Origin of the sequence: Blastococcus colisei, from assembly GCF_006717095.1 — a bacterium.
In the GTDB taxonomy this organism is placed as follows: Bacteria; Actinomycetota; Actinomycetes; order Mycobacteriales; family Geodermatophilaceae; genus Blastococcus_B; species Blastococcus_B colisei.
Window position 1 is genome coordinate 4,019,553 of record NZ_VFQE01000001.1, and the last position, 24,004, is coordinate 4,043,556.

The window sequence follows — 24,004 nt, forward strand, 5'->3', positions numbered from 1 at the left end:
CTGCACCACCGGCCCCCGGAAACCCCCCGGTCACCGCTCGCGGACGGTCCCGTCCGGCTCTGAGGAGGCCCGGAATGTGAGCTCCACGACGTCAGGGGGCGTCGACGGTCTCCTGCTGGCGACGCCACCGGATGCCCGACTCGATGAAGGCGTCGATCTCGCCGTCCAGCACGGCGGCGGTGTTGCCGGTCTCCTGCTCGGTCCGCAGGTCCTTGACCATCTGGTACGGGTGGAGGACGTAGGAGCGCATCTGGTTGCCCCAGCTGCTGCCCTCCCCCTTCAGCGCGTCCATCTCCGCCTTCTGCTCCTGCTGGCGGACGACGAGCAGCCGGGCCTGCAGCACGCGCAGCGCGGCAGCGCGGTTCTGGATCTGGCTCTTCTCGTTCTGGCAGGACACCACGATGCCGGTCGGGATGTGGGTCATGCGGACGGCGGAGTCGGTGGTGTTGACGCTCTGCCCGCCCGGACCCGACGACCGGAAGACGTCGACCCGGATCTCGTTCTCGGGGATGTCGACGTGGTCGGTCTGCTCGACGACGGGCAGCACCTCCACCCCGGCGAAGGAGGTCTGCCGGCGGCCCTGGTTGTCGAACGGCGAGATGCGCACCAGCCGGTGGGTGCCCTGCTCGACCGAGAGGGTGCCGTAGGCGTAGGGCACCTTGACGGCGAAGGTGGCCGACTTGATGCCGGCCTCCTCGGCGTAGCTGACGTCGTAGACCTCGGTCGGGTACTTGTGGCGCTCGGCCCACCGCAGGTACATGCGCATCAGCATCTCGGCGAAGTCGGCCGCGTCGACGCCGCCGGCCTCCGACCGGATCGTCACCAGGGCCTCGCGGGAGTCGTACTCGCCGTTGAGCAGGGTGCGGACCTCGAGCTCGTCGATGACGGTGCGGATGCTGGCGAGCTCGCGCTCGGTCTCGGCGGTGGTGGCCTCGTCGCCCTCCTCCTCCGCCATCTCGTGCATCAGGGCGACGTCGTCGAGGCGGCTGCGCAGCTCCTCCACCCGGCGCAGATCTCCCTGCAGGTAGGAGAGGCGCGAGGTGAGCGCCTGGGCGGCCTCGACGTCGTTCCAGAGATCCGGCGCGGCGGCCTGCTGCTCGAGGTCGGCGATCTCGTTGCGCATGTCGTCGATGCGCAGGACGGCCTCGATCGACTTCAGGGTCGTGTTGAGCTCGTCGAGTACGACGGAGAAGTCGGCAGCCACGTCTAGCCAGGGTAGTGCGCCCCTCGCCGGGGTAGGCATCCGTGGCATGACCGATCCACAAAAGCCCCGCTCGCAGCCTGAATACGAACGCGGGCTACCCGACTACCACGACCCCACGGCGGGGTTCGCCGGCGCGCGACCGGCCCAGTCGGCGCTCACGCTCCGGCTGGTGCTGGCCGTCTTCGGCCTCGTGGTCTGCATCGCCGGCGGTCTCGCCTGGCTGGCCACCGACCTCCCGACGTGGCCGGGCGTCGTGCTCCTCGTGCTGGGGGCGGTCGCCGCCGTCGACATCGTGGTGATCGTGCGACGCAAGGCCCGCGGCGAACCCGGCTGACGTCCGATCAGCGCCGCGGTGCCGCCGCCGTGGCGCTGCCCAGTGCGGCCCTGCCGGCGCGGGCGGAGCGGCGGGTCGCCAGCCAGCTCGTCAGCTGCTCGGCCGGCATCGGGCTGGCGATGTGGAATCCCTGCGCGTACGTGCAGCCCAGTTCCGTGGCGAGCGCGAGCTGCTCCGCGGTCTCGACGCCCTCGGCGAGGCTGCGCATGCCGCAGGCCCTGGCCAGCCCCACGACGGCCGCGATCGCCGCCGTCGACTGGCTCGGGCGGTCCGGGGCTCCGACCACCAGGCTGCGGTCGATCTTCAGCACGCCGGCCGGGATGTTCACCAGCTGGCCGAGCGAGGAGTAGCCGGTACCGAAGTCGTCGATCGCGACCTCCACCCCCGACCGGCGCAGGGCGGCGAGCTGGGCCGCGGCCCGTTCGGCGTCCTCGGCCACGCAGCTCTCCGTCAGCTCGACGATCAGGTGCTCGGGCGCCAGCCCCGAGGCGGCGAGCGCCTCCGCGACGTCGCGCACGAGGGTGCCGGCAGCCAGCGCCGCGGGACTGATGTTGACGCCCCACAGGAGAGGAAAGCCCCGCCGTACCCATTCCGCGGCCTGGCGGGTCGCCTCGCCCAGCACCCAGCGGGTCAACGGACCGATCAGCTCGGACTGCTCGGCCACCGGGATGAACTCGCAGGGCCCGACCAGGCCGCGCTCGGGGTGCTGCCAGCGAACCAGCGCCTCCGCTCCCGCGACCTCGCCGCTCGGCAGGTCGAGGACGGGCTGGTAGTGGAGGACGAGCTGGTTGCCGTCGATGGCATCGCGCAACTCGCCGGCGAGCTGGACCTTCCGCTGCACGGCGGTGCGCAGGTCGGCGCTGAACACGTGGATCCGGTTCCGGCCGGCCGCCTTGGCGGCGTACATCGCCAGGTCTGCGTCGCGCACGAGATCGGTCGAGCGCACCATGGCCGGTCGCGGACTGCCGGCACCGGCGATGCCGATGCTCGCGCTGAGCCGCACGCTGCGGCCGGCGAGCTCGAAGGGTTGCTCGAAGATGGCCTGGCAGCGCTGGGCCAAGATCTCCGCGCCGTCCGCGTCGCAATCCCGGCAGAGGACGACGAACTCGTCACCACCGAGCCGGCCCACGGTGTCCTGGCCACGGGTCCCGGCGATGAGCCGGTCGGCCAGCTGCCGGAGCAACTGGTCGCCCAGCTCGTGACCGAGGGAGTCGTTGACGTCCTTGAACCCGTCCACGTCGAGGAAGAGCACCGCCACCGGCGTCAGGTCGGGGTTGCGCAGCTCGGCGTCGATCAGCTCGTGCAGGTGCGCCCGGTTGGGGAGCTCGGTGAGGTGGTCGTGGCGGGCCCGCCAGGTCGCGGCTTGCTCGGCCTGCACGCGGGAGGTGATGTCGGTGTGCGTGACGACGACGTGCCCCGCCTGGTCGACGCGGGAGCCGTGCACGTGGAACCAGCGTGTTCCTCCGAGGGGGTGGGGGAACGAGTAGTCGAGCGAGACCTCGTCGCGTTCGCCTCGCGCCAGTTCCTGGAGGGAGGCGACCATGGCCCGGGAGACCGCGTCGTCGCGCAGGCTGAGCGCCATGTCGTAGTAGTTGGCTCCGATGCCGACCTGGAAGCGGAGGTCCGCGTAGGTCCTGGACCGCGTGGTCCAGGCCTGGTTCCCCAGCAGCATCCGTCCTTCGGGGTCGAGGAGGCACGTCGGCGACGGCACGGCGTCCAGCACCGCCTCCACGAGGACGGCGTCGCGATCGGAGGCACCCGCGTGACGGTGCACGTCCAGGGGCAGCTCGGGCTTGCCCGGTCCGTCTCGTCGCACGTCTCCCCCGGTGATCGCGGACGCGTCCGACGGCGTCCTACTGGTTCCATCGGCAGGAGTGACCGCGGGCACAGCCTGCTGAGGCGGCCCTACCCGAAAAGGAGGAGCCGGCATCCTCGGCGTCTCATGGTGACCGCGTCTCCTCGGTGATCCACCGGAGGTACGCCGGGTTGCCGGCCAGGAGTGGCATCGCGATGACGCACGGGACCTCGTACGGGTGCAGCTCGACGGCACGGGCGGTGATCGCCGGCACCAGCGACAGCCGGGTGTGCAGCGCCACCCTGGCCTCGGGCTCGTCCTCGACCTTCCCCTGCCAGCGGTAGACCGACCGGATCGCGTCCAGCAGGTGACCGCAGGCGGCCAGGCGCTCCTCCACGAGCGTGCGGGTGAAGCCGGCCAGCCAGGCGGCATCCGCGGCCGTGACGACGACCTCGCAGCACTCCTCGTCCACGCCGTCATCCTCACCGGAGGAGATCCGGGCGTGGAACCTCGGCCCGCACGGGTAGGTGCCGGGCATGACCGACGACATGACGATCCAGATCGACAGCGAGCAGTACGTCATCCGGCAGGACGGCGAGGGCATGCAGGTGGGGCGGCGCAACGGCGACGACGTCGTCTGGCTGGAGACCGTGGACCTCGACCTGCTCCCCGGGCCGGCCCGGGCGGCGCTCGAGCGCGGCGACACCTCCGACCAGGCGCTGCTGACCGCCCTGCGCGGGGTCACGCAGGCCGAGACCGAGCGCGGCGCCTGAGCTCAGTCGTCTCCGCGCCCGTTCCCCCGGCCCTTCCCCCGACCGTTGCCCCGGTCCTCGTCCCGGTCCTCGTCCCGGTCGTCCGCCTCGTCTTCCCGTTCCTGCCTCTCGCGCTCGGCGGCGGCACGCAACCACTCCTCGACCTCGGCCCATCCGTCGTCCACCGGCTGCTGCACGACAGGCGGGGCCGGTAGGGGGGCGGCCACCGGCGGCTGGGCGGGAACAGGCGTCGCGGGAACAGGCGTCGCGGGAACAGGCGTCGCGGGGACGGTAGCTGCGAGGGCCGGCGCAGGGGTCCGTGCCGGCGCAGGCGCCCGGGCGGGCCCGGGCGCCTGCGGGGGCTCGGGAGCCGGAGGCGGCGGCGGCGGGGGCGGGATCGGGATCGGAAGCTGCGCCAGGCGCAACTCCCGGCCGTCGAGCACTCGACCGTCGGCGGCCGCGGTCGCATGCCAGGCAGCCCACTGCAGCGGGTCGGACAGCGACGCGCGGACCTCGCTCGCCGTCCCGCGTGGCAGGTGCAGGAAGACGGCCCGTCCGATGGCGGCCGACGCGGCGACGTCGCAGGCGGCCGTGCGGAGGAAGTTCTTGCCGGCGGCGCAGTCCACCCGCTCGTCCACCGCCCGGGAGACCGCCTCGACGACGTCGGCGAACGCCGCGATCGACGCCTCGGCCTGCGGGGCGTCGCCGTCCGGCAGGAAACGGGCCAGGGTTTCCACCACCGCGGGTGCCGCCGCGGCCGCCAGCGGCTCGACCGCGAGCTCCGCCGCTGCCGCACCCAACGGCCAGCGGACGACGTCGCCAGGCATGAGCAGGGTGCCGGTGCTGACCATCCGGGAGAGCACGCCCGCGACGGTGGAGTCGTCCCGGTGGACGACGAGAGGGAACCCGAGGTTGCCGCCGGCTCGCACCACCACAGGGACGTCGAGGGAGTTGCGCACGCTGAGCGAGGTCGGGTCGGCGCACGCGTCGAGGACGAACGTGGCCGGGACGCCGCCTCGGGAGGTGTCGAGGGTGCAGAGTTCGAGTGCCGGCCCCGCGGTCGCCGGAGCCGGGGCCCAGGTCTGCAGGACGCCCACCGCGACCACGCCCGCCAGGACGACCGGGAGACGCCTCACGTCGGGAACCCGCACGCCGGCTGGACGAGTGTGCCCAGCTCGTCGAGGCCGGCGCTGATGTCGTCGCGGACCGCCTCGGTCAGTCCCTGGTCACGAGCCGCGGTCAGGGCCGCCACCAGCTCGCCCACCGCATCGTCGAGTGCGGGCCGGACGTCGTCGAGCACTGCCCGGAGCTCGTCGATGGCGGCGGTGAGGTCGACCTCCGCCTCGACGTTCCCCGGGTCACCGGCCAGCAGCCCGACGGCCGTGGGGATGCCCGGGAGAGCCGTCGACCCGGCGAGACGGGCACAGTAGGGCGGGGCGCCCGCGACGCCGGCGTACGACGGCACCGCCACGTCGCCGCGGTGCGACACGGGCATCTCGGCGACCGACTGCGTGCACCCTGCGGACGCGGCCGCCAGAAGAATGGTCAGGCGGAGCCACGTGGGCCTGCGGGTGACCATGAGCGCAACGTAAGGGCGCGACCGCGCGGACCCAACGCGCGTCACCCGGCCGGGCTAATGGACGGTGCCCGGCATAACGGGGCGTCAGCGAGTGGTCGCCGTTCCGGACCCGGATCATGGCGAGCCGGCTCAGCGGTCGTGCGGAACCCGCTCCGGCCGGACGTAGTCGCCCAGGGCGTGCACCCGCCAGCCACCGAGGCGGGGGCGGCGCACGAGGGTCGCGATGAGGATGTCGCCGACGAGGACCGTGTCCGAGGGGACGCGATGCATCTCCCCCGCGTCGCGCAGGTACCGGACGTAGACGACGTCCGGGTCGTCCACGGAGGGCGTCGCCTCGTGCGCCATGCCGTACCCGGGCAGCAGGGCGGCGGCCCTGGTGAAGTCGCCCCACCCGGGCCAGCTCTCCGGGGTGACGACGACGCTGAGGATGGTCAGGTCAGGGCCGTCCGGTTCGGTCACCGCCGTCCAGAAGACCGCACCGACGGTCACCGGGTTGTCGGGACCGGGCGGGCCCGCCGCCACGAGCGCCTCGACCTCGGACGTCGGGTGCGGTGGGGGCGGCAGGTCCTCGGGCGGCAGCTGGGCCATTTCGCCAGGATCCCCCCGGGTCGCCGTGGCGGAACGCGTGGCCGTCCGCGGCGCGACGTTCAGCCGTCGACGTAGCGGTCCCGCTCGACGACGAACTGGCCGGTCGCGGTGTTGGCGTCGACGAACTCCGGCAGCAGTGGGATCCGCACGGTCACCGTGACGCAGACGGAGAACTCCTCCCCCGGCGTCAGCGTCGGCGAGTAGCCGCCCGCCGCGTCGCAGTCGGCGCCCGCCGGCGCGTAAGCCAGCCGCAGGTCGGTGACGTCGACCGACTGGTCCTCGACGGCGAGTTCCGCCGCCCGCAGTGCCCGCTCCTGACCGGTTCCCGGGTCCGGCGCGGTCGCTATCGCCCGGCCGGCCTCCCGGGCCGCCGCGGTGGACGCGAAGACGCCGCGCTGCACCGCCGAGAACCCGGCGACGATGTAGATCAGCGGCACGAAGACGACCAGCGCGATGAAGACGAACTCGACGAGCGCTGACCCGTCCTCACCGGCCAGCCGGCGGCGCAGCCACGTCACGCCGCCTCCTTGACCGCGCGGCCGGTGACTTCCAGCGGCAGCAGGTTGCCCAGCACCGCCAGCAGCGACGGCACCGCACCGGTGCAGCGGACCACCACCAGGGTCAGCCCGCTCGGGTCCACCTCCTCGGCCGACGTGCAGGCGAGCCCCTCGGCCGTCTGCACCGACGTCGCCCGCGCGACCACCTCGACCGTCCGCGGCGCCCCGGCAGAGGAGTCGACGTCGGCGTTGGCGGCATAGCGGGCGCCGTCCTGCGCGCTCGCCGTCACCACGTTGCGCACGTGCACGTAGACCGCCACCTGCAGCACCGCGAGCAGCAGGGCCACGATCAGCATCGAGACCATGACGAAGTCGACGACGGCGCTGCCCCGCTCGCCGTCGTCCCCGTCCGTGTGGTGATGGAACGGCCTCGCTGCAGGGAACCGCCGCGAGCGTGCGAGCGGTGGGGGGCAGTGAGGTCCTTCGTCAGCCACCGGTCGTGACGGAGGTGAGCGCGTTGGTCACCGCGTCCACGATCGCCTCGCGGAACGGGATGAGGATGGCGAGCACGAGCGCCGCCGTCATCACCGTGATCATGACCCAGCCCGGGACGTCGCCCCGCTCGGGATCCTCGCCCTTCACCCGTGCCGCGAGCGCGGTCAGTGCGGAGGTGAGGTACCTGTGGGCGCGCATTCGGCGTCCTTCCTGTCGGTCCCGCGGGCTCATCGGGCCAGCGAGACGATGCTGATCAGCCCCGGGAACAGGGCGAAGAGAACGGTGACCGGCAGGACCAGGAAGACGACCGGCACCGCAATTGCCAGGCTTCCCCCGTGCCCCACACCAAGCGACTTCCCCGCGGTCTCTGTGCCGTGTGCCGCACCGTCCGGCCGGTGAAGACCGACGGCACGCTGCGGACGCACGCTGACCCGGCGAACACCGTGCGCCGCTGCATGGGCTCCGGGTGGGCGCCGATCGACCCGAACACGGGGCGCGCCATCGACCCGGCGAACCCGCCCACCCCACAGACTCCGTCTCCGCCGACCGGCTGAGGCGAGGCACACCCCTCGCCGGTGAGCGATCACCGGGCAGAGGGACGTACGGTACGAAGGCGTCGCGGTACAGGCCGTGACGAAGGCGGCCCCGGCTGGCGCGTGAACGCCAGACCGAGGCCTTGATCCCTCACCATCCTCAGAAAGGCGAGAGACCCATGATCAACACTATCGAGCGCCCGTGCCACCAGTACCGCATCTTCGGTGTGGACATCATCGAACTGCCGAGCGGGCTCCACGGCCGCGACTGGACGATCTTCCGGGAAGCGAACATCATCGGGATTCGCGTTGGCATGTCCGAGCAGGAGCGCAGGCGCGCACTGGCCGAAGCGCTGACCGAGATGGTCAAGCCCACGAGCTGACCCGGCGGCACACGGACAGGACCCCCACCCGAGGCCCCGGGCTGGGGGTCCTGTCGCGTCAGGCGGCCATGGGACGAGCGAGTGCGAGGCGTTGCGCCCGGTCCAGCCCGCCCCAGATGCCGTCCCGCTCGTCGGCGGCCAGGGCGAAGGCCAGGCACTCGACGCGGGCCGGGCAATCTGCGCAGCAGCGCACCGCGAGCGCGACGTCGTCCGGGTCGTCGCCGTGGGCCGGCCACCACGCGGCCGGGTCGCCTTCCTCGCATGGTGCGGGACCATCCACCGCCAGCACCGCGGCCAGCGCAGACCACGCCGCCTGCGTCGCCGAGGGGATGCCGCAGACCTGCCCGAGCCGGGCTTCACACTGAGCCACATCGCGATTACGTCACGGGAGGAAGCCGGGGCGGTAGAGGCGCGCCGGAGGTGGCCCCTTCCGGTACGGTGCCGTCCACCTACGAGAACGAGGTGCTCATGCGGAAGCTCCTGGCCCTGTGCGCCGCACTGGCGGCCCTCACGGCTTGCGGCGGAGGAGAGGCCGCGGAAACGCAGGCGGATGCCTCTTCGGAAACCACCGCCGCGTCGGCCACTCGGACGACGCCGCCGAAGGCCACTCGGACGACGCCCACGCCGGCCCCCTCCACGTTCACCATGTCGCCGGAGGACGAGGCGGGCTTCGTCGCGACGGTCACAGCGCAGACCATCGCGGAGAGTGGCGATGCGCTATCGGCGCAGCTCGTCAAGTCGAACATGCTGGTCGAGGCGCAGACAGACTTCCGATTCGATCAGCCGGCCCGGACCCTGGTACTCGCAGTGACGTCCACCTACAGCACCGACAGGTACGTGCCTGAGCTGGCCTACGACCTGGCGACCAGCTTCGCGCCGGTCTTCTGGGGTCCGGAGGTGCCGGACTCGATCCGGCCCGAGTCGCTGGTCCTCTTCTCGGTCACGGTGGACGATGCGTCGTTCCTCTGCAATGGGCCCGACGATGGCCGCGCTGTCCGACCGCGAGCTGAGCGAGGAGATGTTCGTCCAGCAGTGCGTCGCCTAGGCCTGGAGACGACAGAACGGCCCCCGTCCGCCCGGAGTAGCCGGTACGGGTGGGGCCCCTGAGCGGTGAGTCACGACCTTGGGCCACGACCGGGTGAACCCCGTCCTCTGATCAGGCGACGCATCGGCGCGATGATCACCGAGGGTGAGGGCAAGTCTGCAAGATCCTTCCCGTGACGCTCGCCCGAAAGCTGCTCGCCTCGCTGACCACCATCGCCGCTGCGGCCGGCCTGATGGCGTTCGGCACGTTGGGCGCCTTCGAGGACACGCAGGACTACTTCCCGGCCTCGGGTCGTCGCAGATCGCTGACACGGATCGTTCAGCTTCCCGACGGCGGTCGAGGTTCCTCGAGCTTGCGTCGCATGCGGGAGCCGGGTTCCTCGGCCTCGAACACCATCCGGGCGCGGGACTCGTAGAAGGCGAGCCGGGCAACCTGGTCGGGTTCGGCCTTCCTCTTCAGCGCGACTGCGAGCTTCGCCGAGGTGAAGATCCAGTCGGCGAGGGCCACCTGCTCGCCGTTCGTGGCCAGGCAGCGTTCGTGTAGCTCCGCCTGCATCAGGGCGCAGGCGTGTTGGTCGGCCGGTTCGAGCTCCTCGGCGGCCGCGGTCTGCTGGGCCTTCAGTGCCTTGCCGAGGGCCAGCCACTCATCTCGGGCCTCGACGTTGATGAGCAGGCGGGCCGCGGCCTCGCCTTCACCCAGGTCCATGTGACGGAGGAGCTGGTAAGCCCGGCGGCTGGCGGCGAGGGTCAGCGCTGCCGCCTGCCCTGGTGTCAAGTTCACTGCCATGGCCGAACCGTAGCGGCGGCCGCCGACAACTCGAACTGGCCCTCGGTGAGGGGCTCGGTCACGCCCCCACCCCCGTGTATCGGCCGCCGTTGTCCAACACCCGGAGTCGGTGCCACAGCTCGCTGATGGCCTCGTGCGCCACCCGCCTATCCGACGGCGGGAAGGTGACGTTGCCGCCGATGAGGCTGCGCGGACCGAGAGCGTCGGCCAACTTCTTGTAGTCGATGACCGCCGTCACCGGCCCGCCGCCCGCCGCCCCGTAGCCGGGCATGGATGCGGGGGCGAGCATGGTGGCGGTGCGGTCGGCCGGGATGACGGTGCCGGGGCCGGTCATGTGCACGATCTCCGGGCCGCCCTCGCCGACTAGGACGTTCTGGCCTGCCCACACCGGCCCTCCGTGTTCGCGGGCGGCGTGCACATGGTTGGTGTGGCCGCGGTTTACGGCCGCCGAGTACCGGTGCGGCCGGCCCATGCGCAGGTCCGGGCGGTCATCCCCGATGCCCGTGTAGATGAGCTCGGCAAGGTTCCGACCCATACCGTCGTGTAGCACCCGGTTGATCAGCGCCAGCCCCGCTGAGCCAGCCCCGCCCGGGCCCGACCCGTAGCCGAAGTCGACCGCGAGCCCCCGCCCGTGCCGTCCCGGGTCGCCTGCGCGGTACGTGGAGTTGATGCGGGCCAGCGGCACGCGGGCCTTCACGTAGTTCCAGATCGGCTGCCAGCCGGAGCCGGCGATCGGGTCCGACCCGGCCGTGCCCGCAGTGAGGGACTCGCGGATCGCGTTCAGGAAGCCGCTGGATCCGGCGTGGTCGAGCGAGATGGGGACGGTGTAGGAGTCGTAGACCCCACCGAAAGCGTTGTAGACGGTCGCCGGGGCCAGCTCGTAGCCCATGCGGGCGGCCGTCTCCGCAAGGACCTTCTCCGAGCGCGCCGACTTGTTGATCGGGATGAACGCCTCATCCCCGACGGGCCGATCGCCGACGACGCGCCAGGTGTTCGGCGGGACGACGGTCGCCACGTCGGCGGCCATCGGGCGGAGCCCACCGTCACGGTAGAACTGCACCAGGTTGCCGTCGGCGTTGTTGAGCCGCGTGCCGCCCTGGAGGCCGAAGCCGGAGACGGCGACGGTCGTGTTGCCGCTCCGCATGATCTTCCCGGTGAACTCCGCGATGGCGCGCTCGGCCGGGCCCGTGTCGGCCAGGATCCGCGTCTCGCGCTCCGCCGGGATGCCGAGGATCTGATTCGCCAGGTCCAGTGCCGCCATCTCGCTGGCGCCCATCTTCACGGCGGTATCGATGAACGACTGCCGCAGCCGGGCGTCGGCGGCGCGGACCTCGTCCTCGGTGGCGCCCTGCTGGATCAGGGTGGAAATGAGCTGGTTGCCGCTGTTGCGGATGTCCAGCAGCACGTCGCTGGCTGCCCGCCCGGACTCCGAGTAGGCGTTGAGGCTGCCGTCGGCGTTGAGCACGGCGCCGTGCTTGTTCTCCAGCGCGCCGGTCGCGGACGCGATGGCCGCCCCGAGCTGCATCTCCGCCTCGTGCATGGTGACCGTGGTGCCGGTCAGCGCGTCCAGCCCGGCCTTGAGCGCGTCCACGGCACTGTTGGCCTCCGACGCCTCGGCGCCGAAGTCCCGCACCGCAGTGGTCGACTCTCCCATCGCCGCGCCGGACTCGGCGGTGGCCTCGGCGAGCTGCGCGTTCTTGGTCTGCGCGTCGCCGAGGACCGGCACCAGTTGGCCGATGGCGTCCTTCGCCTTGTTGTTGGCCTCCGTCCAACCGGCGATCGTGCCCGCGTCCTCGCCGCGGGCGATCGCCGCCAGCGAATGCGCCTCGACGTAGGCGTCCAACTGCTCGGCCACGGCCGCCGCCGCGGCCTTGTTGCCCAACAGTGCGTCGGTGACCAGGTTCAGTTCCACCCCGGCGCGGGACGCGTAGTCCAGCAGGCTCGTGTCCGAGGAGATCTCGACCTCGGCGGCCTGCTTCGCCGCCAGCGCCCGCACGTTCTCATCGATCGCACCGGTGGACTGCTGCAGCGCGGTGGCGAGCTGCTCCTGGTAGCCGGCCGTGTCGACGGTGGCCTCACCCATGGTGACCAGGCCCTTGATCATGTAGCCGATGGAGACGGTTGACGCCCCGATCGCGATGCCCACCGGGCCGCCCAGCGCACCGACCAGCCCGGCCCCGGCCCCCTTCAAGCCGGCCAGGGAGGTGACGGCGCCGCTGGCCCGTGCAGCCAAGCCGGAGAGTGCGTCCCCGGTCCTCGCCAGCGCGCCCGCCGCCGGGCCGTTGGCGATCAGCAGCACTGCGATCGCCGCCGCCGCGGCCTGCAGCGGGCCGGGCAGGGACTGGACGAATCCGACGACGTCGCCGCCGGTCTCCACCACCCACGTCAGGGCCTGCGTCAGGTCCCGCAGCGGACCCTGCACCCCGCCACCGATCGTCGTCATCACCGAGTCGAAGGCGCCACCCAGCTTCTCCAGGTCGCCGCGCAGGTTGTCCTGGTTGATCGCCGCCTGCCGGGCCGCGTAGCCGGCGTCGTCCACGTTGCGGGCCCACTGCTGCACCCCGGCCGCACCGCCGGTGTACAGGGCCTGCGCGGCGGCCAGCCCCTCGTTGCCGAAGATCTGCGCCAGCGCCTGGTTACGGGTCTCCACCGTCAGCCCGCCCAGGCGGGACTGCAGCTGCCCGGCGACGCCGTCCATGCCGATGAACTCGCCGCGGGTGTCGAAGAACGACAGGTTCAGCTCGTCCATCAGCTCGCGGGTCTTCGCCGCCGGGTTGGCCATCGACACCAGCACCCCGCGGAACGCGGTGCCGGCCTTCTCTCCGACCAAGCCCTGGGAGGCGAACAGGCCGATCGCGCCGGTGGTCTCCTCGATCGACAGCCCCAAACCCTTGGCCGGAAGCCCGGCGTAGTTGAGGGCCAGCGCCATGTCCATGACCGACCCCTGCGCCTTCCCGGCCCCGGCGGCCAGCAGGTCGGCGACGTGGTTCACCTGGTCGCCGCGCAACCCGAACACGGTCAGTTGGGTCGCGGCGATCTCCGCCGCGGTACCGACGTCGAGTTCACCGGCCGCCGCCAGGTTCAGGGCGCCGGCCAAGCCGCCGCCCATGATGTCGGCGGTGGAGACGCCGGCCTTCGCCATCTCGGTGATGCCTTGGGCGGCCTCCTCGGAGGAGTACTTGGTCTTCGCGCCCTGCTCGATCGCCGCATCGCGCAGACGATCCATGTCGCCGGCGGTGGCCATGGTCGCGGCCTGCACCTGCGACATGGCCGAGTCGAACTCCATGCCGCGAAACCCTGCGTAGCCCAGGGCGAGGCCGACCGCGCCAAGCCCCTTTTGGAGTGGTGAGAGGGACGCGCCAAGCATCCCGTTGGACGCGGCGAGTGCGTTGTTGGCTGACTGCTGCACGCGGGCGTTGAGAGTGGCGGACTGTGCGGCGGTGGTGTGAGCACGGGCCTGCGTGACCGCCGACGAGCTCGCCGACGTGGCGGCCCGGGCGTTCGAGGACGCCACACGGGCCGACGCGGCGTCCTGCGTCACCGCCCCCGACGATGCAGCCGCAGCGGCCTTCGCCTGCGACCCGGCCACCGTGCTGTTGAAAGCCGTGACATCGCGGCCCGCCTGAGCCAGGACGGGGCTGAGCATGTTCCGACCGACCAAGACCGTCTCGAGCACTCTCGCGGGCATCAGATCACCGCCAGGCCGGACGGCAGCCGGCGCGGTCGCGTCACGCCGGCCTGCCGCCCGGAGTCAGTCACCGGTCACCATCCCGGTGGAGGTCGGCGCGGGCCGGCGCAGCAGCAGCACGTGCTCCTCGGTCCGCCGCCCTCCGCCGACCTGCTCGGTCAGCTCACGCGGGCCGACGACTTCCCAGCCGTCCGCGCCGAGCGCGTTCAGCTCGCCCAGTGGCGTGGCCGCCGGTGTGTGCCGGTACTCCCAGCGGGTCATGTCGGCTCCTCGCCGTCGAAGTGGGTGCCGGTGGCGCAGGTGGCCGCCCCAAGGAGGGCAGGGGCTGTTGGTGGCCACCTTGGATCCCGCGAGCGCGAATGCCCGGCCGCTGCGGGTGACGTTGACGCCACCGGCACCAAGATCACCGCTGGCCCTGTGCAGCCAGGTCCCGCGAACGGATCTCACAACCGCGCTGGCAGGCGATGGCCAGCACCGCGCCGTCCGTCCTCTTCGACGTCGGACTGGGGGCTCGCTTCGTGACTGGCGCGAGCTGCCGACAGCCCGGGCAGCGGGTGGCGTCGACCCACCAGCGGGCCACGCCGTCGTTCATCAAGGTGCCGGGGCGGTGCTCCTCGGCCAGCACCTGGCCGTTGCAGCGGATCACCGCGCTGCCACCACCGGCCTGCAGCTTCACGCGCCGGGCCCAGGTACGCCGACCCTGGGCGTCGGGCAGCGTCACGACCTCGTTGCCAGCGGCACCCAGGAACACTTCGAAGGTCGCCGACCCGGTGCCGTTGCTCACCGAGCAGCTCACCTGACTCATGCCGTCGATGTCGTCCCACTTCGGCACGCTGATCGAGGCCGACGGCACCACCGGCGCCTCGCGCTCGGCCCGGTCCCGCCGCTCCTCGACCACTGGCCGCTCCATCTGCTCGGCCTCGGCCAGCAGGGCCGAGGCCTCGTCCCGCAGAACATCGGAGCGTGGCCGCGTGGGGTAGGTGTAACGGCCGTCGCGGGCCATGACGTCCAGACGATCTTCGTAGTCGAGCGCTGGCTCTGGCACGTACGTGGCGCCGTCCAGCTCGGTCAGCTGCCGCAACAGCTCGTCGACCTTGCCCTGCAGCTCGTCGGCCTCCGCAGTGAGCTTCGCGGCCTCCTGGCGCTTCTCTGCAGCCTGCGCCAGGGCCAGCTCCTCGCGGGCGTCCCGCAGCTGCAGGCGGCTCGTCTCCGCCGCCGCACGGGCCCCGTCGATCAGGAACCGCAACTCCATGGCCTTGCCCGCCGCTTCACGGGCGGCGGCACGCGGGTCCTCGGCGTGCACCACCGCGCTGGCCGAGGCCTCCAGCGCTGCGAGCTCGGTCGTGGTGCGCTCGGCGTCGTCCTCCCACGAGGCGACCAGCCGCTCGAGGCGGGCGACCTCACTCGCGGCGCTCTTCCGGGATCGGATCGCCGCCGCCACCGTCTTCACGATCCCCATCGCGGGCGCTCCGACTCCAGCACCCGGAACGAGCCGCCACGGCCGGCGCGCGTGACGAAGTCGACCGACTCCGCCGCCATCAGCCGAGTGATCTTCCGGACGCGGTGGCCGTCGACGTCGGCCATCTCCACGTCGCCCTGGGCGCGGATCGACATGCCCGCGATGCCCTCCAGGGCCGCGATCAGCGCGGCGTGCGTCGGCAGCACCTCCGCCTCGGCGACGAGCGCGGCGCCCGTCCAACGGGCATCGGTAGTGAGCCGGCCAGCCAGGTCCCGCACCGACCGCTCCGGCCGGTCTCGCTGCTCCTGCGACGTCGGGTGGTCCAGAAAGAGAGCGAGCCCCCTCGGGAAGACCTTGTCGCGTGCGGCGGCCTCGAGCACGTCCGCCGTGTACAGCCCCGAGCTCCCCATGCCCGGGCTGATGATCGTGACCTCGATCTTCCGGCCCGTCAGCGGCTTCGGGCGCACCGTCGTCGTCTCCTGCAGCCGCACCCGCAGGCCGGCGTCCAGCAGTGCCGACCCGGCGGACTCCCGCAGCTCCGCGCCGGTCGACCCGGGCAGCCGCGACCGCACCGACTCCGCGACCTTCGCCACCTCGCCGGTCGTGTTCGAACGCACCCAGTCCCAGCCGTGATCCGCGGCGAGACGCAACAGCCGCTGCTCCTCGGCGATCTGACGATCGGTCTCCTCGACGGCCGCTCGCCGACGCTGGGCCTCCTGCCACTGCACGTGGGTGTGCATGAGGGGCAACGAGGCGCCGAAGCGCGCCGTGAACTCGGACTCCGTCATCACCCCCGGCGGCCCGGTGCGCCACCCGCCGGAGCTGGATTCCTGGCTCTTGGTCTGCCCTGTGGTACGGCCGAAGGCGTAGGCCACGGCGTTGTCCAGGCCGAGGTCGCCGTTCATGCCGCACCCCGCCCGTACAGCTCCACCGAGGACCGGTCCACCAGCCACGACCAGCCGGGCTTGCGCGCCTCCAGCTCGCCCGACTCACACATCTGCCGCACCCGCCGGTCACTCACGCCGAGCACCCCGGCCGCATCACGCACGCTGATCTCATGCGGCAACCCTGCCGCCACTTCCGAGTCGACCACTACCGAGCTACCGAGGTCGGAAGCCCGCCACGCCTTGTAGTCCTCCGCGGTCTGCTCGAGGTCCATGAGCGCCTCCATCAGCTGCTCCCGCTCCACCGCAGTCAGGTTCGGCATCACCCCGGGCAGCCACTCCGTCAAGCCCTGCTTGCGGAGGAACACCGTCAGCACCCAGGCCGCCGGGCCGGTCACCGGCGCAGGCCGCGGACGACGACGCCCGGGAGAGGACAGCGGCGCCCGACCCGCGGTGTCCATCAGCGAGCTCCTGTCAGAGGCCACCGGTAGCGTCCGGCTGCGTGACCGCTCAGGTGTGGGCCGCCCTCCTCGGCGGTGCTGCCGTGGGCGCTCTGGTAACCCTCGTCGGAACCTTTCTCAACGGCTGGCTCACCCGCCGCCACGAGAACCGCAGCTGGCTGCTCGACAAGCGCCTCGACATCTACACCGCCTTCCTCCAGGGCTGGGACGAACTCATGAGCGGGGACCCCAGTGACGACATCGACGAGCGGTTGAGACAAATCGGTCTCGTTCCCACCACCCAGTGTGTGCTGGTAGCCAGCCCGGAAGTACGTCAGCGCGTCGACACCCTCGACGAGTCGTTGCGCAAGTACGTCGAGGAAGGCGAACTTCCCGCGGTCTTCGTTCGGAGCATCGCCGCCGTGCACATCGCGATGCGCCAAGACCTTCTGCAGACTGAATCGCGACGGCGAGACTCGCGTCCGAAGTGGCGACAACGCCTCGGCGGCAACCGCAGAGCGCGAAAGGTGCAGCGCCAGTACCAGCCCTAGGCGGTTCACCCCGCCTCCCCGTACACCGTCGGCCGGCACCCGGCGCAGCACCGGCCGGTGACCAGCAGCGTCCCCACGTTGAAGCCGAACCGCTCGAGCTCGGCCACTGAACGACGACACAGATCGCAGCGGCCCTCATCCAGCGAGCCCGCCAACGCTCTCGCCGTCCGAATCGAACAGGCGCGGCACTCCATCCGTCCTCGGTGCGCGGCCACGTAGACCACCTCCGAGCCCTCACGCGGCCAGTGCGCGCACCGCATCCGGCGGGCACGCCGAACCAGACGCAACACCCACGGCGACGGGCCACGGGAGTAGTCCACGCCGCGGGCACCGGCCATGCGGGCGAACAGCTCGCACGCCTCCTCGTGGGCACCCGCCGCCTGGTCGGCGAGGAACACGCGGCGTAGGAGATCGAGGCCGGCGTTCACCAGCCGCCCCCGATGCGCATCTCGTCGTCGACCTCGAGCCAGTCGTCCTCGTCCCACGCCGCGGCCGGCGGCAGAGGGAGCTCGTTACGGCCCAGCTGCAACACCGCCAGACACAACGCCATCGCCAGGTCGTCATGCCCCACCCGGTCCGGCACAGCGATCCGCATCAACCCCGACTCGGTGCGCTCGAACTCCAGCGCCGACAGCTGGCGCAACAGCCCCGGATGCGGCGGCAACTCCAGGCGGTCCTGCTGCATCAGCAGCTGCACCAGGCCGAACCCGTCCTGCTTCAGCTTCGCTGTCGTCTGCACCGGCACCACGACGTGGTGACCACGCTGCGCGAGCAACTGCGACAGCTGCAGCGTCGGGTAGTCCCCGACGCCGTTCGTCTCCGCCGCCAACGCCCCGAACGGGTACATGCCGGCCACCTCGACCAGCCGGTCGATCCACACGTCGTACGACATCCGGTGGTGTTCCTCCAGCCACAGCACCCGATACCGCAGCCGGCCACGCTCGTCGTAGGGCGGCGACGACGAGCCCAGCACCACCAGAGTGTTCGCGTCGTTCCGCGACCCCCAGTCCACGCCGCCCACCACCTGCACCACGCCGTGCGCCACTGCCTCCTCCGGCGGCAACAGCCCGTAGTCCTTCGTCGCGTTCTCCAGCTCCACCGACGTGAAGAACGCGCCGACGTCGTCCGTCCACTCAGCCAGGTACTCCCGGGCGAAGTAGTGCGGCGCCTCCCGCTCCCGGATCTGCTCGAGTAGCACGTCATCCACCATCGGACTGACCGAGCTCGGCCAGTGCCAGGCCGCCACCTGCCCATCCGGCGACCGCATCCCGCGGTGCCACAGCAGCCTGAAGAAGTGCTCCGTGCTGCCCCACGGCGTGCTCGCGAGGATCACCCGCGACCCCGGCCGGGCGATGATCGCCGGCTCCGCCGCCCGCCACACCTCCGTGTCGATGAACCCCGCCTCGTCCACGATCAGCAAATCCACCGGCCACCCGCGGATCTGCTGCTGCGACGGCGGAACCGACCGGATCACCGACCCGTTCGACAGCGTCAGCGACCCCTTCGACTCGTCCAGCACCGACCCCGCCAGCAGCGGAGACGACGTCGCCAACGTCGCGCACTCCGCCAGCAGCCGCCGCGACGCCACCTCACCCGCCGACACCAGCAGCACGCTGTAGTTCCGGCGCGTCGCCGCGGCGTGCAGCGCGATGATCGCCAAGCCCCGCGACTTGCCGACCTGACGGCCAGCGCACACCACCCGGTAGCGGGCGTCCGAACGGGCGAACGCCAGCTGATGCGGCCACAGGGCTTGCCCCACCAGCTGCTCGGCGAACGCCCCGATCTCCAGGAACTGCGACACGTCCACAGTCACGACGGCTCACCGCCCCGGCCCGCCGCGTCCTGTACGTCCCGCGCATCCGACAGCAGCCGGGCCATGTCCACCTGGGTAGCCGCCACATCCCTGCCGAGCCGCGCCCGGGACAGCGGATCCAGGCCCAGCCGCGCCCGCCCCGACAGCGCCCGCGCCTCCGCCCGGTGCAGCAACAGGTACGCGGACTTCACGGCGTCGTTGTCCAAGTCGCCGACCCCGTCCGCCGCCGCCTCCCCGGCCCGCTCGAGGTACTCCGTCAGCAGCTGCACCTGAGCCTCCGCACGGGCCCACGCCCACAGCGCCGGCCGGTCCGCCGCGGTCAGCCACGCCACTGCCGGGTCGGCGTCGACCAGGGCCACGAGCTCGGTTGCCAGCGGGTCCACCCGCCGCGGCGAGTACGCGCCGTGCCTCGTCGACAGATCGTGGCCGGGTTGGAACGGCGGACGCTGCCCGGGGAACGCCGGAGTCCACTCCTGCTCGCTCACGGCCACACCACCGCCCCCAGCGACACGCGATGCGCGGCAGGCACGACCACGGGTGGATGACCCAGGTGATCCAGGCCCATCGCCGCCAGTACCAGCGCATCCGCCTGGTCGTTGCCGGTCACCTCCACGTCGGGGAAGCGGCGCACCACCGCGGCGAGCACCGCGTCCTTCGCCGCGTTGCCCTTGCCCGTCGCGTACTTCGCCCGGGCGGTCGGCGGCACCTGCGCCCACGGCACCACGCCGTCCAGGCGCTCCACGACCAGGTGCCACAGCCCGGCCCGCTCGGCGGCCTTCCCCGTGGTGCGGGAGTACGCCAGGCCCTCGACCACGACCAGGGCCGTCTCGTCGCCCACGTTGTCCTGCACGGCGTCACGGATCCAGCGCAGCCGAGGCAGCCCATCCACACCGCGAGGTGGAACCAGACGGTCAGCCCATCCAGCCCCGGCGATGCCCGTCGACGTGAGCGACAGGTCCAGGCCGAGGACGGCGGGGCGGGTCACCGCCGCACCGCCGGCAGGCCGACGAACATCCACAGGATGCGAACCACCTGCTCGGGCGCCGACGTCTCGCCGCGCTCAATGCGGGCCAGCCGCCCGCGGGCCACGGTCTGCGCCTGGTCCCAGAGCTTCCGCTGCACGTCTGCCTGCCTCACGCTGCACCGCCCCGACGCTCCGGGCACAGCCGGTCACCGTCGTCGACCTGACCGAGGCCACCGCAGGTGACGCAGCCCGGGCCACATGCCAGCCCCCACGCCACAGCCTTGGCGATCGTGGCCCGCCAGATCTCCACCTGCCGCGCCGACGCACGCAGCTCCCCGGCATCGACCGCGACCAGCGACGCCCGGGCGTGCACCACAGCCGCCGACCACACCGCGGCCAGGGTCGGGTCCTGCATGGCGCTCATGCGAGCACCGCCGAGACGGCGCCGGTCAGGCCTAGGTCAGAGGCGAGCGACGATCCGTGCCAACGACTGAGGGTGCCAGCGGTCCGACCGCTTGGGCCGGTGCCCCTCCGTGGTGAGGGTGGCAGCCATCGCCCGCAGGCTGGCCCCTTCTTCGTGCAGCTCCCGAATCCGGGACAGTGCCGCAGCCTCCCGCTCGTCATCGACGAGGACGCCGGCCTCGGCCCGCTGCCCGTAGGACGGGGAACCGAACGCGAACCCGCCGAGCTCGGCCTTCCTGCGCCGACCATCGCGGAGCCGCTTGACGACCATGCGCCGCTCCAGCTCGGAGAACACGCCGACCATCTGCCGCATCGCGGTGCGCATCGGGTCGTCGGGATCGTCGGGCAGCACCTCGCCGGAGTCGACGGTGAAGAGCCGCCCGCCCATGCGCCACACCGCCGCGAGGGTCGCTTCCTGCACGGTGAGGGCACGGGCCAGACGGTCGAGGCGAGCGACGACCAGCGCGTCGACCTGGCCGTCACGCACCGCCTCGAGCACGAGGGGTAGCCCGATGCGGTCCTCGACGCCGTTACTGCCGGAGACGCCGGCGTCGGCATGGATGGCCACGAGGCGATGCCCGTTGGCCTTGGCCCACTTCCGGATCGACCGTTCCTGCACGTCCAGCCCGAGACCGTGCTCGGCCTGCTCACGGGTGCTGACACGGACGTATCCGACGACTCGCATAGGGACAGCGTCACGCCTCTGACCTGCGGTGTCAACTCTACTTCAGTAGACGTGACACACGACCCCGATGAGGCCTCGGCTCGCGCGGGCGCGGCATTCCAGCACATCGACGGATGGAGACGGGCGCTGCGGTCGGCACTCCCGGGAGTGGGGTGCAGTGGGGGTCGCGCGCGTGGGGTGCGCACGCACTGCTCCGACTGCGCTGACTGCACCGATTGGCCCAGTGAGAGCAGTGAGTGCAGTGGGAGCGCTCTCCCCTGACTGTGCTCCGACTGGGTGCTCCGACTGTGGGTCACGGGGTTTCTCCTGTCTGGGTGTCCGGCAGCGACCAGTAGGTGCGCCGGGGGAAGCCGCTGCTGGTGGACTCGATGCGGTGGCGGACTCGGGCCCGCTTGAGTGCGTCGTAGCTGTGGCCGTTCTTGTGGCCGTCGGCCTTGACGTCGGCGGAGGGTGCGGTGCCGCCGTTGTCGGCGAGGTAGCCGAGGAGCCATTGCCCGGCGTCGGTCGTTGCGGTGCGGTTGTCGCTGGTGTCGTGGCTGTCTTCGAGGACGGCGGTGAGGCTGCGTGGGTCTTCGCCGGCCCAGGTGAGGCGTCCGGTCCAGATCTCGCCTTCGTCGGTGTCGGTGACGTGGTGACTGCCGATGCGGAACCGGAGGGTGGGGAGGTCGCTGCGTCCCAGGTTGTTCTTGGCCAGACCGAGCAGTCGGAGGCCGGGGTCGTCCTGGTCGGCGATGACGTAGAGGACGGATCGGGCGACGGCGGCGAACGCGCGTGACCCCATGAGCGAGGTCAGTGGGTCGCTGGTGCGCCCCTTGTTGACGTGGATGAGGCCGAGGACGGTGGCGCCGCTGCGGTCGGCGAGGGCGGTCAGGGGTTCGAGTGCCTGGCGCACCTCGCTGTCCTTGTGCGTGTCCAGGGCGGCGTCCAGGCGGCTCATCAGCGGGTCGAGGAGAAGGAGAACGGCGCCGACGGTGCGCATCTGCTGTTCCAGGCCGAGGAGGTCGGCGGGGAGGGACAGCCCGCCGTCGATGCCCTCGCTGGTCTTGACGTCGACGCGGTACACCCGGTCGAGGTCGGCGCCGGCGGCGAGCAGCCGGGGGGCGATGGTGTGTCCCCAGGAGTCCTCGGTGGCGCAGACAACGATTGCCCGCGGGGTGCCCTTGTGGTGCCCGTCGAGCTGGCCGCGGGTGATGTCGGCGGCGAGGGTGTAGGCGGCGGTCGACTTCCCGATCCCTTCGCGCCCACCCAGGAGGGTGAGCGACCCGAGGGGCAGGCGCCCGTCCCATAGCCACCGGACGGCGCGAAGCCTGACGGTGGAGGCGGGAGTGAGGACGACGGATCGACTCGACGTCGGGGGGTGCGGCTGCGGGTCGGGTGGCAGGGGAACCCACTCGTCCGGGGCGACGAGCCGGGCCACGGTCACCGGACCACCGCCGTCAGCTGCACGGCGCGGCGGTCCGCGTACTCAATCCGGGCGAGCAGATCGGCAACGCGGTCCACCGTGATGCACCAGTGGTCCGAGCAGGCCGTGTGCGGGATGTGGAGCTCCTGGAGGGTGCGTTCGAGCCCGTAGCCGCGGAGCCGGGCCGTGTGGGGACCGACTTCGACGGTGACGGCGGCTCGGGTGGAGGGTTCGTCGAAGAGGGCGGAGGTGTCGGTCACGCCGCCCCCTGGTGCCGCTGGAGCGGGAACGCCTCGTCGAGGGCAGCCTGCTGGGCCTGTGCCCGTTCGGCCGCGGCTTCGTCGCCGCGGCGGCGGGCCAGCTCGAGCTGCGATGGTCCGGGCTTGGCGTAGCTGGCGCGCTGCCTCCGGGTGAGCGTGGGCGTCCAGCCGTCGAGGTCGTGCTCGAGGCGGTCGAGTTCGCGGGCCTCGTCGAGTTCGATGCGCAGGCGTAGGGCGATCTCGGCGGGGTTTGTGTAGGTGCGCCATGCCGCGGCGGCGTGGACGCAGGCGGCGACGCGGATGGCGGAGTTCTCGGGCAGGGCGTGCCACTCCCGGGACCCGTAGTCAGGGATCGGCTGATCGCCTGCCGCAGCGATCAGCCGATCCTCCCAGGGAAGCAACCCCGGGAGTGGCAGAGGCCGGGTCACGGGACCACCTGCAGGTGCCGACGCCGGCCAAAACGCTGGCGGGCGGCGAGTGCCGCGACGACCTCGCTCGGTGCGATGCCGGGGAACCCGGTGGCGGCCAGGTGATCCAGCGTGACCTGCCAGGCGGCGAGCTCCCACTCGTCGAGCGGAGCGGCAGCAGCAATTCTGTCGGAGGTGTCGTTAGACTGCCGCTTGAGGACGGGCAGCTTGGTGGCGGCGCGATCTTCTGGAAGGCCAGGGTTCCCGCAGGCCCGCGGGGCACCTGGCCTTTCGCTTGTCCGTTTCACGCAGCTGCACCACCCGAAGTGGCCGGCGTGAACAGCGATGCCAAGCGTTCTCGCTGCTCGTCGGTGAGTGGTGGCGCTGTGGCGAGGGTTCGGGAGATGTACTCCTCGAGCCGGACAGCGCGAAGATCGCGTCTCGCCTGGAGGGTGTCGGGTGAGTCGGGGCCGCGGTGGCGGCTGAGGCCCGCGACGCGGGCTCGAGCGGTGTGGACCGCTGACATGGTGTCGCTCCGGGGGGCGTGGCTGACTGCCCCACCGGATGAGCGGGTTGACCGCCGCGGATGATCTTTACGCTAGCCGCGGCCCTTGCGAGGTGGCTCGAGCACCCGTAACTGGATGTGCCCGAGCGCCTTCTTTCTGTGCTTAGAACGGTAGCAACGACACGTCCAGCTCCGTCTTCGACACGCCGCCGGCAGCAAGAGCACGCAGCGCAGGCCACCAGCGATCCGGCTTCACGTACGTGTGCTTTCGGCACCGGGGGCAGCGGAAGGTCAGGGACTCCCGGGAGAGCCCACTGCCCGGGTCGGCATCCGGGGTGGGCGGCCACCAGTGCCGCCCCTGATGCGACATCATCCCCGAGTCACCGGCGAGCTCAACGCCGGCGAGGCGGGCCAGCGGGTGCCGACCTTTGTCGGTGCAGACCACGTCGACCCAGGCGAAGCCCTCATGGTCGTACTCCGGCTGCGGCACCCA

General features: G+C 71.9%; 33 protein-coding genes. 6 read left to right on the top strand and 27 right to left on the bottom strand.

All coding sequences use genetic code 11. The features are described 5' to 3' along the window. Positions 1–91: 91 nt before the first annotated feature. The gene (gene prfB, locus FHU33_RS19145; protein ID WP_142026802.1) at positions 92–1,204 is read right to left on the bottom strand and encodes a peptide chain release factor 2; all 1,113 of its coding nucleotides are present in this window, start codon (positions 1,202–1,204) and stop codon (positions 92–94) included. Between the two features lie 46 nt (positions 1,205–1,250). On the opposite strand from prfB, the gene FHU33_RS19150 reads away from it, so the two are divergent. Beyond that, complete coding sequence (locus FHU33_RS19150) at positions 1,251–1,538, top strand: DUF6343 family protein (RefSeq protein ID WP_142026803.1); 288 nt, start codon at positions 1,251–1,253, stop codon at positions 1,536–1,538. 7 nt (positions 1,539–1,545) lie between these two features. Here the strand turns inward: FHU33_RS19150 and FHU33_RS19155 are convergent, their stop codons facing one another. Continuing rightward, positions 1,546–3,354, bottom strand: coding sequence for a putative bifunctional diguanylate cyclase/phosphodiesterase (locus FHU33_RS19155; RefSeq protein ID WP_246063859.1), 1,809 nt, complete (start codon positions 3,352–3,354; stop codon positions 1,546–1,548). A gap of 124 nt (positions 3,355–3,478) precedes the next feature. Further along, on the bottom strand, positions 3,479–3,805 hold the full coding sequence (cutA, locus tag FHU33_RS19160; RefSeq protein WP_211355192.1) for a divalent-cation tolerance protein CutA: 327 nt from the start codon (positions 3,803–3,805) through the stop codon (positions 3,479–3,481). 64 nt (positions 3,806–3,869) lie between these two features. On the opposite strand from cutA, the gene FHU33_RS19165 reads away from it, so the two are divergent. Continuing rightward, positions 3,870–4,106 (top strand): hypothetical protein, encoded by a 237-nt coding sequence (locus FHU33_RS19165; protein ID WP_142026806.1) that lies wholly within the window; start codon positions 3,870–3,872, stop codon positions 4,104–4,106. 2 nt (positions 4,107–4,108) lie between these two features. Here the strand turns inward: FHU33_RS19165 and FHU33_RS19170 are convergent, their stop codons facing one another. The 6 genes from FHU33_RS19170 to FHU33_RS19195 all read right to left on the bottom strand — a co-directional run bounded on the left by FHU33_RS19170 (position 4,109) and on the right by FHU33_RS19195 (position 7,442). Further along, complete coding sequence (locus FHU33_RS19170; protein WP_142026807.1) at positions 4,109–5,221, bottom strand: hypothetical protein; 1,113 nt, start codon at positions 5,219–5,221, stop codon at positions 4,109–4,111. Continuing rightward, positions 5,218–5,664, bottom strand: a complete 447-nt coding sequence (locus FHU33_RS19175) for a conjugal transfer protein TraF (protein WP_142026808.1) — start codon at positions 5,662–5,664, stop codon at positions 5,218–5,220. Before FHU33_RS19175 ends, FHU33_RS19170 begins: the two co-directional genes overlap by 4 nt. Positions 5,665–5,793: 129 nt before the next feature. Next, complete coding sequence (locus tag FHU33_RS19180) at positions 5,794–6,252, bottom strand: hypothetical protein (RefSeq protein WP_142026809.1); 459 nt, start codon at positions 6,250–6,252, stop codon at positions 5,794–5,796. 59 nt (positions 6,253–6,311) lie between these two features. Continuing rightward, on the bottom strand, positions 6,312–6,770 hold the full coding sequence (locus tag FHU33_RS19185) for a TadE/TadG family type IV pilus assembly protein (protein ID WP_142026810.1): 459 nt from the start codon (positions 6,768–6,770) through the stop codon (positions 6,312–6,314). Then, the gene (locus tag FHU33_RS19190) at positions 6,767–7,243 is read right to left on the bottom strand and encodes a TadE/TadG family type IV pilus assembly protein (RefSeq protein ID WP_142026811.1); all 477 of its coding nucleotides are present in this window, start codon (positions 7,241–7,243) and stop codon (positions 6,767–6,769) included. The genes FHU33_RS19185 and FHU33_RS19190 overlap by 4 nt, the downstream gene beginning before the upstream one ends. Beyond that, the gene (locus FHU33_RS19195) at positions 7,236–7,442 is read right to left on the bottom strand and encodes a hypothetical protein (protein WP_142026812.1); all 207 of its coding nucleotides are present in this window, start codon (positions 7,440–7,442) and stop codon (positions 7,236–7,238) included. The genes FHU33_RS19190 and FHU33_RS19195 overlap by 8 nt, the downstream gene beginning before the upstream one ends. A 514-nt stretch (positions 7,443–7,956) precedes the next feature. Here FHU33_RS19195 and FHU33_RS19205 point away from each other — a divergent pair. Continuing rightward, positions 7,957–8,160, top strand: coding sequence for a hypothetical protein (locus FHU33_RS19205; protein ID WP_142026813.1), 204 nt, complete (start codon positions 7,957–7,959; stop codon positions 8,158–8,160). Positions 8,161–8,218: 58 nt separating this feature from the next. Here FHU33_RS19205 and FHU33_RS19210 read toward each other — a convergent pair whose 3' ends face one another. Continuing rightward, entirely contained in the window at positions 8,219–8,530 is a 312-nt protein-coding gene (locus FHU33_RS19210) for a WhiB family transcriptional regulator (RefSeq protein ID WP_142026814.1), read from the bottom strand. 98 nt (positions 8,531–8,628) lie between these two features. Between FHU33_RS19210 and FHU33_RS19215 the strand changes: the two genes are divergently transcribed. Beyond that, on the top strand, positions 8,629–9,267 hold the full coding sequence (locus FHU33_RS19215) for a hypothetical protein (RefSeq protein ID WP_142026815.1): 639 nt from the start codon (positions 8,629–8,631) through the stop codon (positions 9,265–9,267). Between the two features lie 256 nt (positions 9,268–9,523). Here FHU33_RS19215 and FHU33_RS19220 read toward each other — a convergent pair whose 3' ends face one another. Together FHU33_RS19220 and FHU33_RS19225 are read right to left on the bottom strand one after the other, a co-directional pair. After that, positions 9,524–9,991: a hypothetical protein gene (locus FHU33_RS19220; RefSeq protein ID WP_142026816.1), complete on the bottom strand. Its 468-nt coding sequence runs from the start codon at positions 9,989–9,991 to the stop codon at positions 9,524–9,526. 58 nt (positions 9,992–10,049) lie between these two features. Beyond that, a complete protein-coding gene (locus tag FHU33_RS19225; protein WP_281281680.1) occupies positions 10,050–13,358 on the bottom strand; it encodes a phage tail tape measure protein in 3,309 nt (1,102 codons plus the stop codon). A 94-nt stretch (positions 13,359–13,452) separates the two neighbouring features. Here FHU33_RS19225 and FHU33_RS25130 point away from each other — a divergent pair, with 94 nt between their 5' ends. Next, complete coding sequence (locus FHU33_RS25130) at positions 13,453–13,617, top strand: hypothetical protein (protein WP_170182528.1); 165 nt, start codon at positions 13,453–13,455, stop codon at positions 13,615–13,617. Positions 13,618–13,742: 125 nt separating this feature from the next. Here FHU33_RS25130 and FHU33_RS19230 read toward each other — a convergent pair whose 3' ends face one another. The 4 genes from FHU33_RS19230 to FHU33_RS19245 all read right to left on the bottom strand — a co-directional run bounded on the left by FHU33_RS19230 (position 13,743) and on the right by FHU33_RS19245 (position 16,420). After that, positions 13,743–13,940: a DUF4177 domain-containing protein gene (locus FHU33_RS19230; RefSeq protein WP_142026818.1), complete on the bottom strand. Its 198-nt coding sequence runs from the start codon at positions 13,938–13,940 to the stop codon at positions 13,743–13,745. 142 nt (positions 13,941–14,082) lie between these two features. Further along, a complete protein-coding gene (locus tag FHU33_RS19235; protein ID WP_142026819.1) occupies positions 14,083–15,138 on the bottom strand; it encodes a hypothetical protein in 1,056 nt (351 codons plus the stop codon). Continuing rightward, complete coding sequence (locus FHU33_RS19240; RefSeq protein WP_142026820.1) at positions 15,126–16,043, bottom strand: hypothetical protein; 918 nt, start codon at positions 16,041–16,043, stop codon at positions 15,126–15,128. Before FHU33_RS19240 ends, FHU33_RS19235 begins: the two co-directional genes overlap by 13 nt. Beyond that, a complete protein-coding gene (locus FHU33_RS19245; protein ID WP_142026821.1) occupies positions 16,040–16,420 on the bottom strand; it encodes a helix-turn-helix domain-containing protein in 381 nt (126 codons plus the stop codon). Before FHU33_RS19245 ends, FHU33_RS19240 begins: the two co-directional genes overlap by 4 nt. 104 nt (positions 16,421–16,524) lie before the next feature. Between FHU33_RS19245 and FHU33_RS19250 the strand changes: the two genes are divergently transcribed. Then, on the top strand, positions 16,525–17,013 hold the full coding sequence (locus FHU33_RS19250) for a hypothetical protein (protein ID WP_142026822.1): 489 nt from the start codon (positions 16,525–16,527) through the stop codon (positions 17,011–17,013). Positions 17,014–17,018: 5 nt separating this feature from the next. Here FHU33_RS19250 and FHU33_RS19255 read toward each other — a convergent pair whose 3' ends face one another. The 11 genes from FHU33_RS19255 to FHU33_RS19300 all read right to left on the bottom strand — a co-directional run bounded on the left by FHU33_RS19255 (position 17,019) and on the right by FHU33_RS19300 (position 23,314). Beyond that, positions 17,019–17,411 (bottom strand): hypothetical protein, encoded by a 393-nt coding sequence (locus FHU33_RS19255; RefSeq protein ID WP_142026823.1) that lies wholly within the window; start codon positions 17,409–17,411, stop codon positions 17,019–17,021. A gap of 26 nt (positions 17,412–17,437) precedes the next feature. Next, a complete protein-coding gene (locus tag FHU33_RS19260) occupies positions 17,438–18,826 on the bottom strand; it encodes a terminase large subunit domain-containing protein (protein WP_142026824.1) in 1,389 nt (462 codons plus the stop codon). Then, positions 18,823–19,311: a P27 family phage terminase small subunit gene (locus FHU33_RS19265; RefSeq protein WP_142026825.1), complete on the bottom strand. Its 489-nt coding sequence runs from the start codon at positions 19,309–19,311 to the stop codon at positions 18,823–18,825. The genes FHU33_RS19260 and FHU33_RS19265 overlap by 4 nt, the downstream gene beginning before the upstream one ends. Continuing rightward, a complete protein-coding gene (locus FHU33_RS19270) occupies positions 19,308–19,715 on the bottom strand; it encodes a hypothetical protein (RefSeq protein WP_211355193.1) in 408 nt (135 codons plus the stop codon). The genes FHU33_RS19265 and FHU33_RS19270 overlap by 4 nt, the downstream gene beginning before the upstream one ends. A 92-nt stretch (positions 19,716–19,807) precedes the next feature. Further along, on the bottom strand, positions 19,808–19,963 hold the full coding sequence (locus tag FHU33_RS25135) for a hypothetical protein (RefSeq protein WP_170182529.1): 156 nt from the start codon (positions 19,961–19,963) through the stop codon (positions 19,808–19,810). Continuing rightward, positions 19,960–20,214, bottom strand: coding sequence for a hypothetical protein (locus tag FHU33_RS19275; protein ID WP_142026827.1), 255 nt, complete (start codon positions 20,212–20,214; stop codon positions 19,960–19,962). The genes FHU33_RS25135 and FHU33_RS19275 overlap by 4 nt, the downstream gene beginning before the upstream one ends. A gap of 36 nt (positions 20,215–20,250) precedes the next feature. Next, positions 20,251–20,937 carry a recombinase family protein gene (locus FHU33_RS19280; protein ID WP_142026828.1) on the bottom strand — a complete coding sequence of 229 codons (687 nt, stop codon included), beginning with the start codon at positions 20,935–20,937 and terminating at the stop codon, positions 20,251–20,253. Between the two features lie 292 nt (positions 20,938–21,229). Then, the gene (locus tag FHU33_RS19285; RefSeq protein ID WP_142026829.1) at positions 21,230–22,360 is read right to left on the bottom strand and encodes an AAA family ATPase; all 1,131 of its coding nucleotides are present in this window, start codon (positions 22,358–22,360) and stop codon (positions 21,230–21,232) included. Beyond that, positions 22,357–22,599 carry a hypothetical protein gene (locus tag FHU33_RS19290; RefSeq protein ID WP_142026830.1) on the bottom strand — a complete coding sequence of 81 codons (243 nt, stop codon included), beginning with the start codon at positions 22,597–22,599 and terminating at the stop codon, positions 22,357–22,359. Before FHU33_RS19290 ends, FHU33_RS19285 begins: the two co-directional genes overlap by 4 nt. Next, positions 22,596–23,027 carry a hypothetical protein gene (locus tag FHU33_RS19295; RefSeq protein ID WP_142026831.1) on the bottom strand — a complete coding sequence of 144 codons (432 nt, stop codon included), beginning with the start codon at positions 23,025–23,027 and terminating at the stop codon, positions 22,596–22,598. The genes FHU33_RS19290 and FHU33_RS19295 overlap by 4 nt, the downstream gene beginning before the upstream one ends. Beyond that, positions 23,024–23,314: a hypothetical protein gene (locus tag FHU33_RS19300; RefSeq protein WP_142026832.1), complete on the bottom strand. Its 291-nt coding sequence runs from the start codon at positions 23,312–23,314 to the stop codon at positions 23,024–23,026. Before FHU33_RS19300 ends, FHU33_RS19295 begins: the two co-directional genes overlap by 4 nt. Between the last annotated feature and the right edge of the window lie 690 nt (positions 23,315–24,004).

Bases quoted from the DNA above. Each gene is read 5' to 3' on its own strand.
- FHU33_RS19240 (WP_142026820.1), bottom strand. From the start codon at position 16,043: ATGAACGGCGACCTCGGCCTGGACAACGCCGTGGCCTACGCCTTCGGC.
- FHU33_RS19195 (WP_142026812.1), bottom strand. From the start codon at position 7,442: ATGCGCGCCCACAGGTACCTCACCTCCGCACTGACCGCGCTCGCGGCA.
- FHU33_RS19230 (WP_142026818.1), bottom strand. From the start codon at position 13,940: ATGACCCGCTGGGAGTACCGGCACACACCGGCGGCCACGCCACTGGGC.
- FHU33_RS19165 (WP_142026806.1), top strand. From the start codon at position 3,870: ATGACCGACGACATGACGATCCAGATCGACAGCGAGCAGTACGTCATC.
- FHU33_RS19220 (WP_142026816.1), bottom strand. From the start codon at position 9,991: ATGGCAGTGAACTTGACACCAGGGCAGGCGGCAGCGCTGACCCTCGCC.
- FHU33_RS19275 (WP_142026827.1), bottom strand. From the start codon at position 20,214: ATGAGCGCCATGCAGGACCCGACCCTGGCCGCGGTGTGGTCGGCGGCT.
- FHU33_RS19215 (WP_142026815.1), top strand. From the start codon at position 8,629: ATGCGGAAGCTCCTGGCCCTGTGCGCCGCACTGGCGGCCCTCACGGCT.
- FHU33_RS19280 (WP_142026828.1), bottom strand. From the start codon at position 20,937: ATGCGAGTCGTCGGATACGTCCGTGTCAGCACCCGTGAGCAGGCCGAG.
- FHU33_RS19205 (WP_142026813.1), top strand. From the start codon at position 7,957: ATGATCAACACTATCGAGCGCCCGTGCCACCAGTACCGCATCTTCGGT.
- FHU33_RS19235 (WP_142026819.1), bottom strand. From the start codon at position 15,138: ATGGGGATCGTGAAGACGGTGGCGGCGGCGATCCGATCCCGGAAGAGC.
- FHU33_RS19150 (WP_142026803.1), top strand. From the start codon at position 1,251: ATGACCGATCCACAAAAGCCCCGCTCGCAGCCTGAATACGAACGCGGG.
- FHU33_RS19175 (WP_142026808.1), bottom strand. From the start codon at position 5,664: ATGGTCACCCGCAGGCCCACGTGGCTCCGCCTGACCATTCTTCTGGCG.
- FHU33_RS19225 (WP_281281680.1), bottom strand. From the start codon at position 13,358: ATGCTTGGCGCGTCCCTCTCACCACTCCAAAAGGGGCTTGGCGCGGTC.
- FHU33_RS19180 (WP_142026809.1), bottom strand. From the start codon at position 6,252: ATGGCCCAGCTGCCGCCCGAGGACCTGCCGCCCCCACCGCACCCGACG.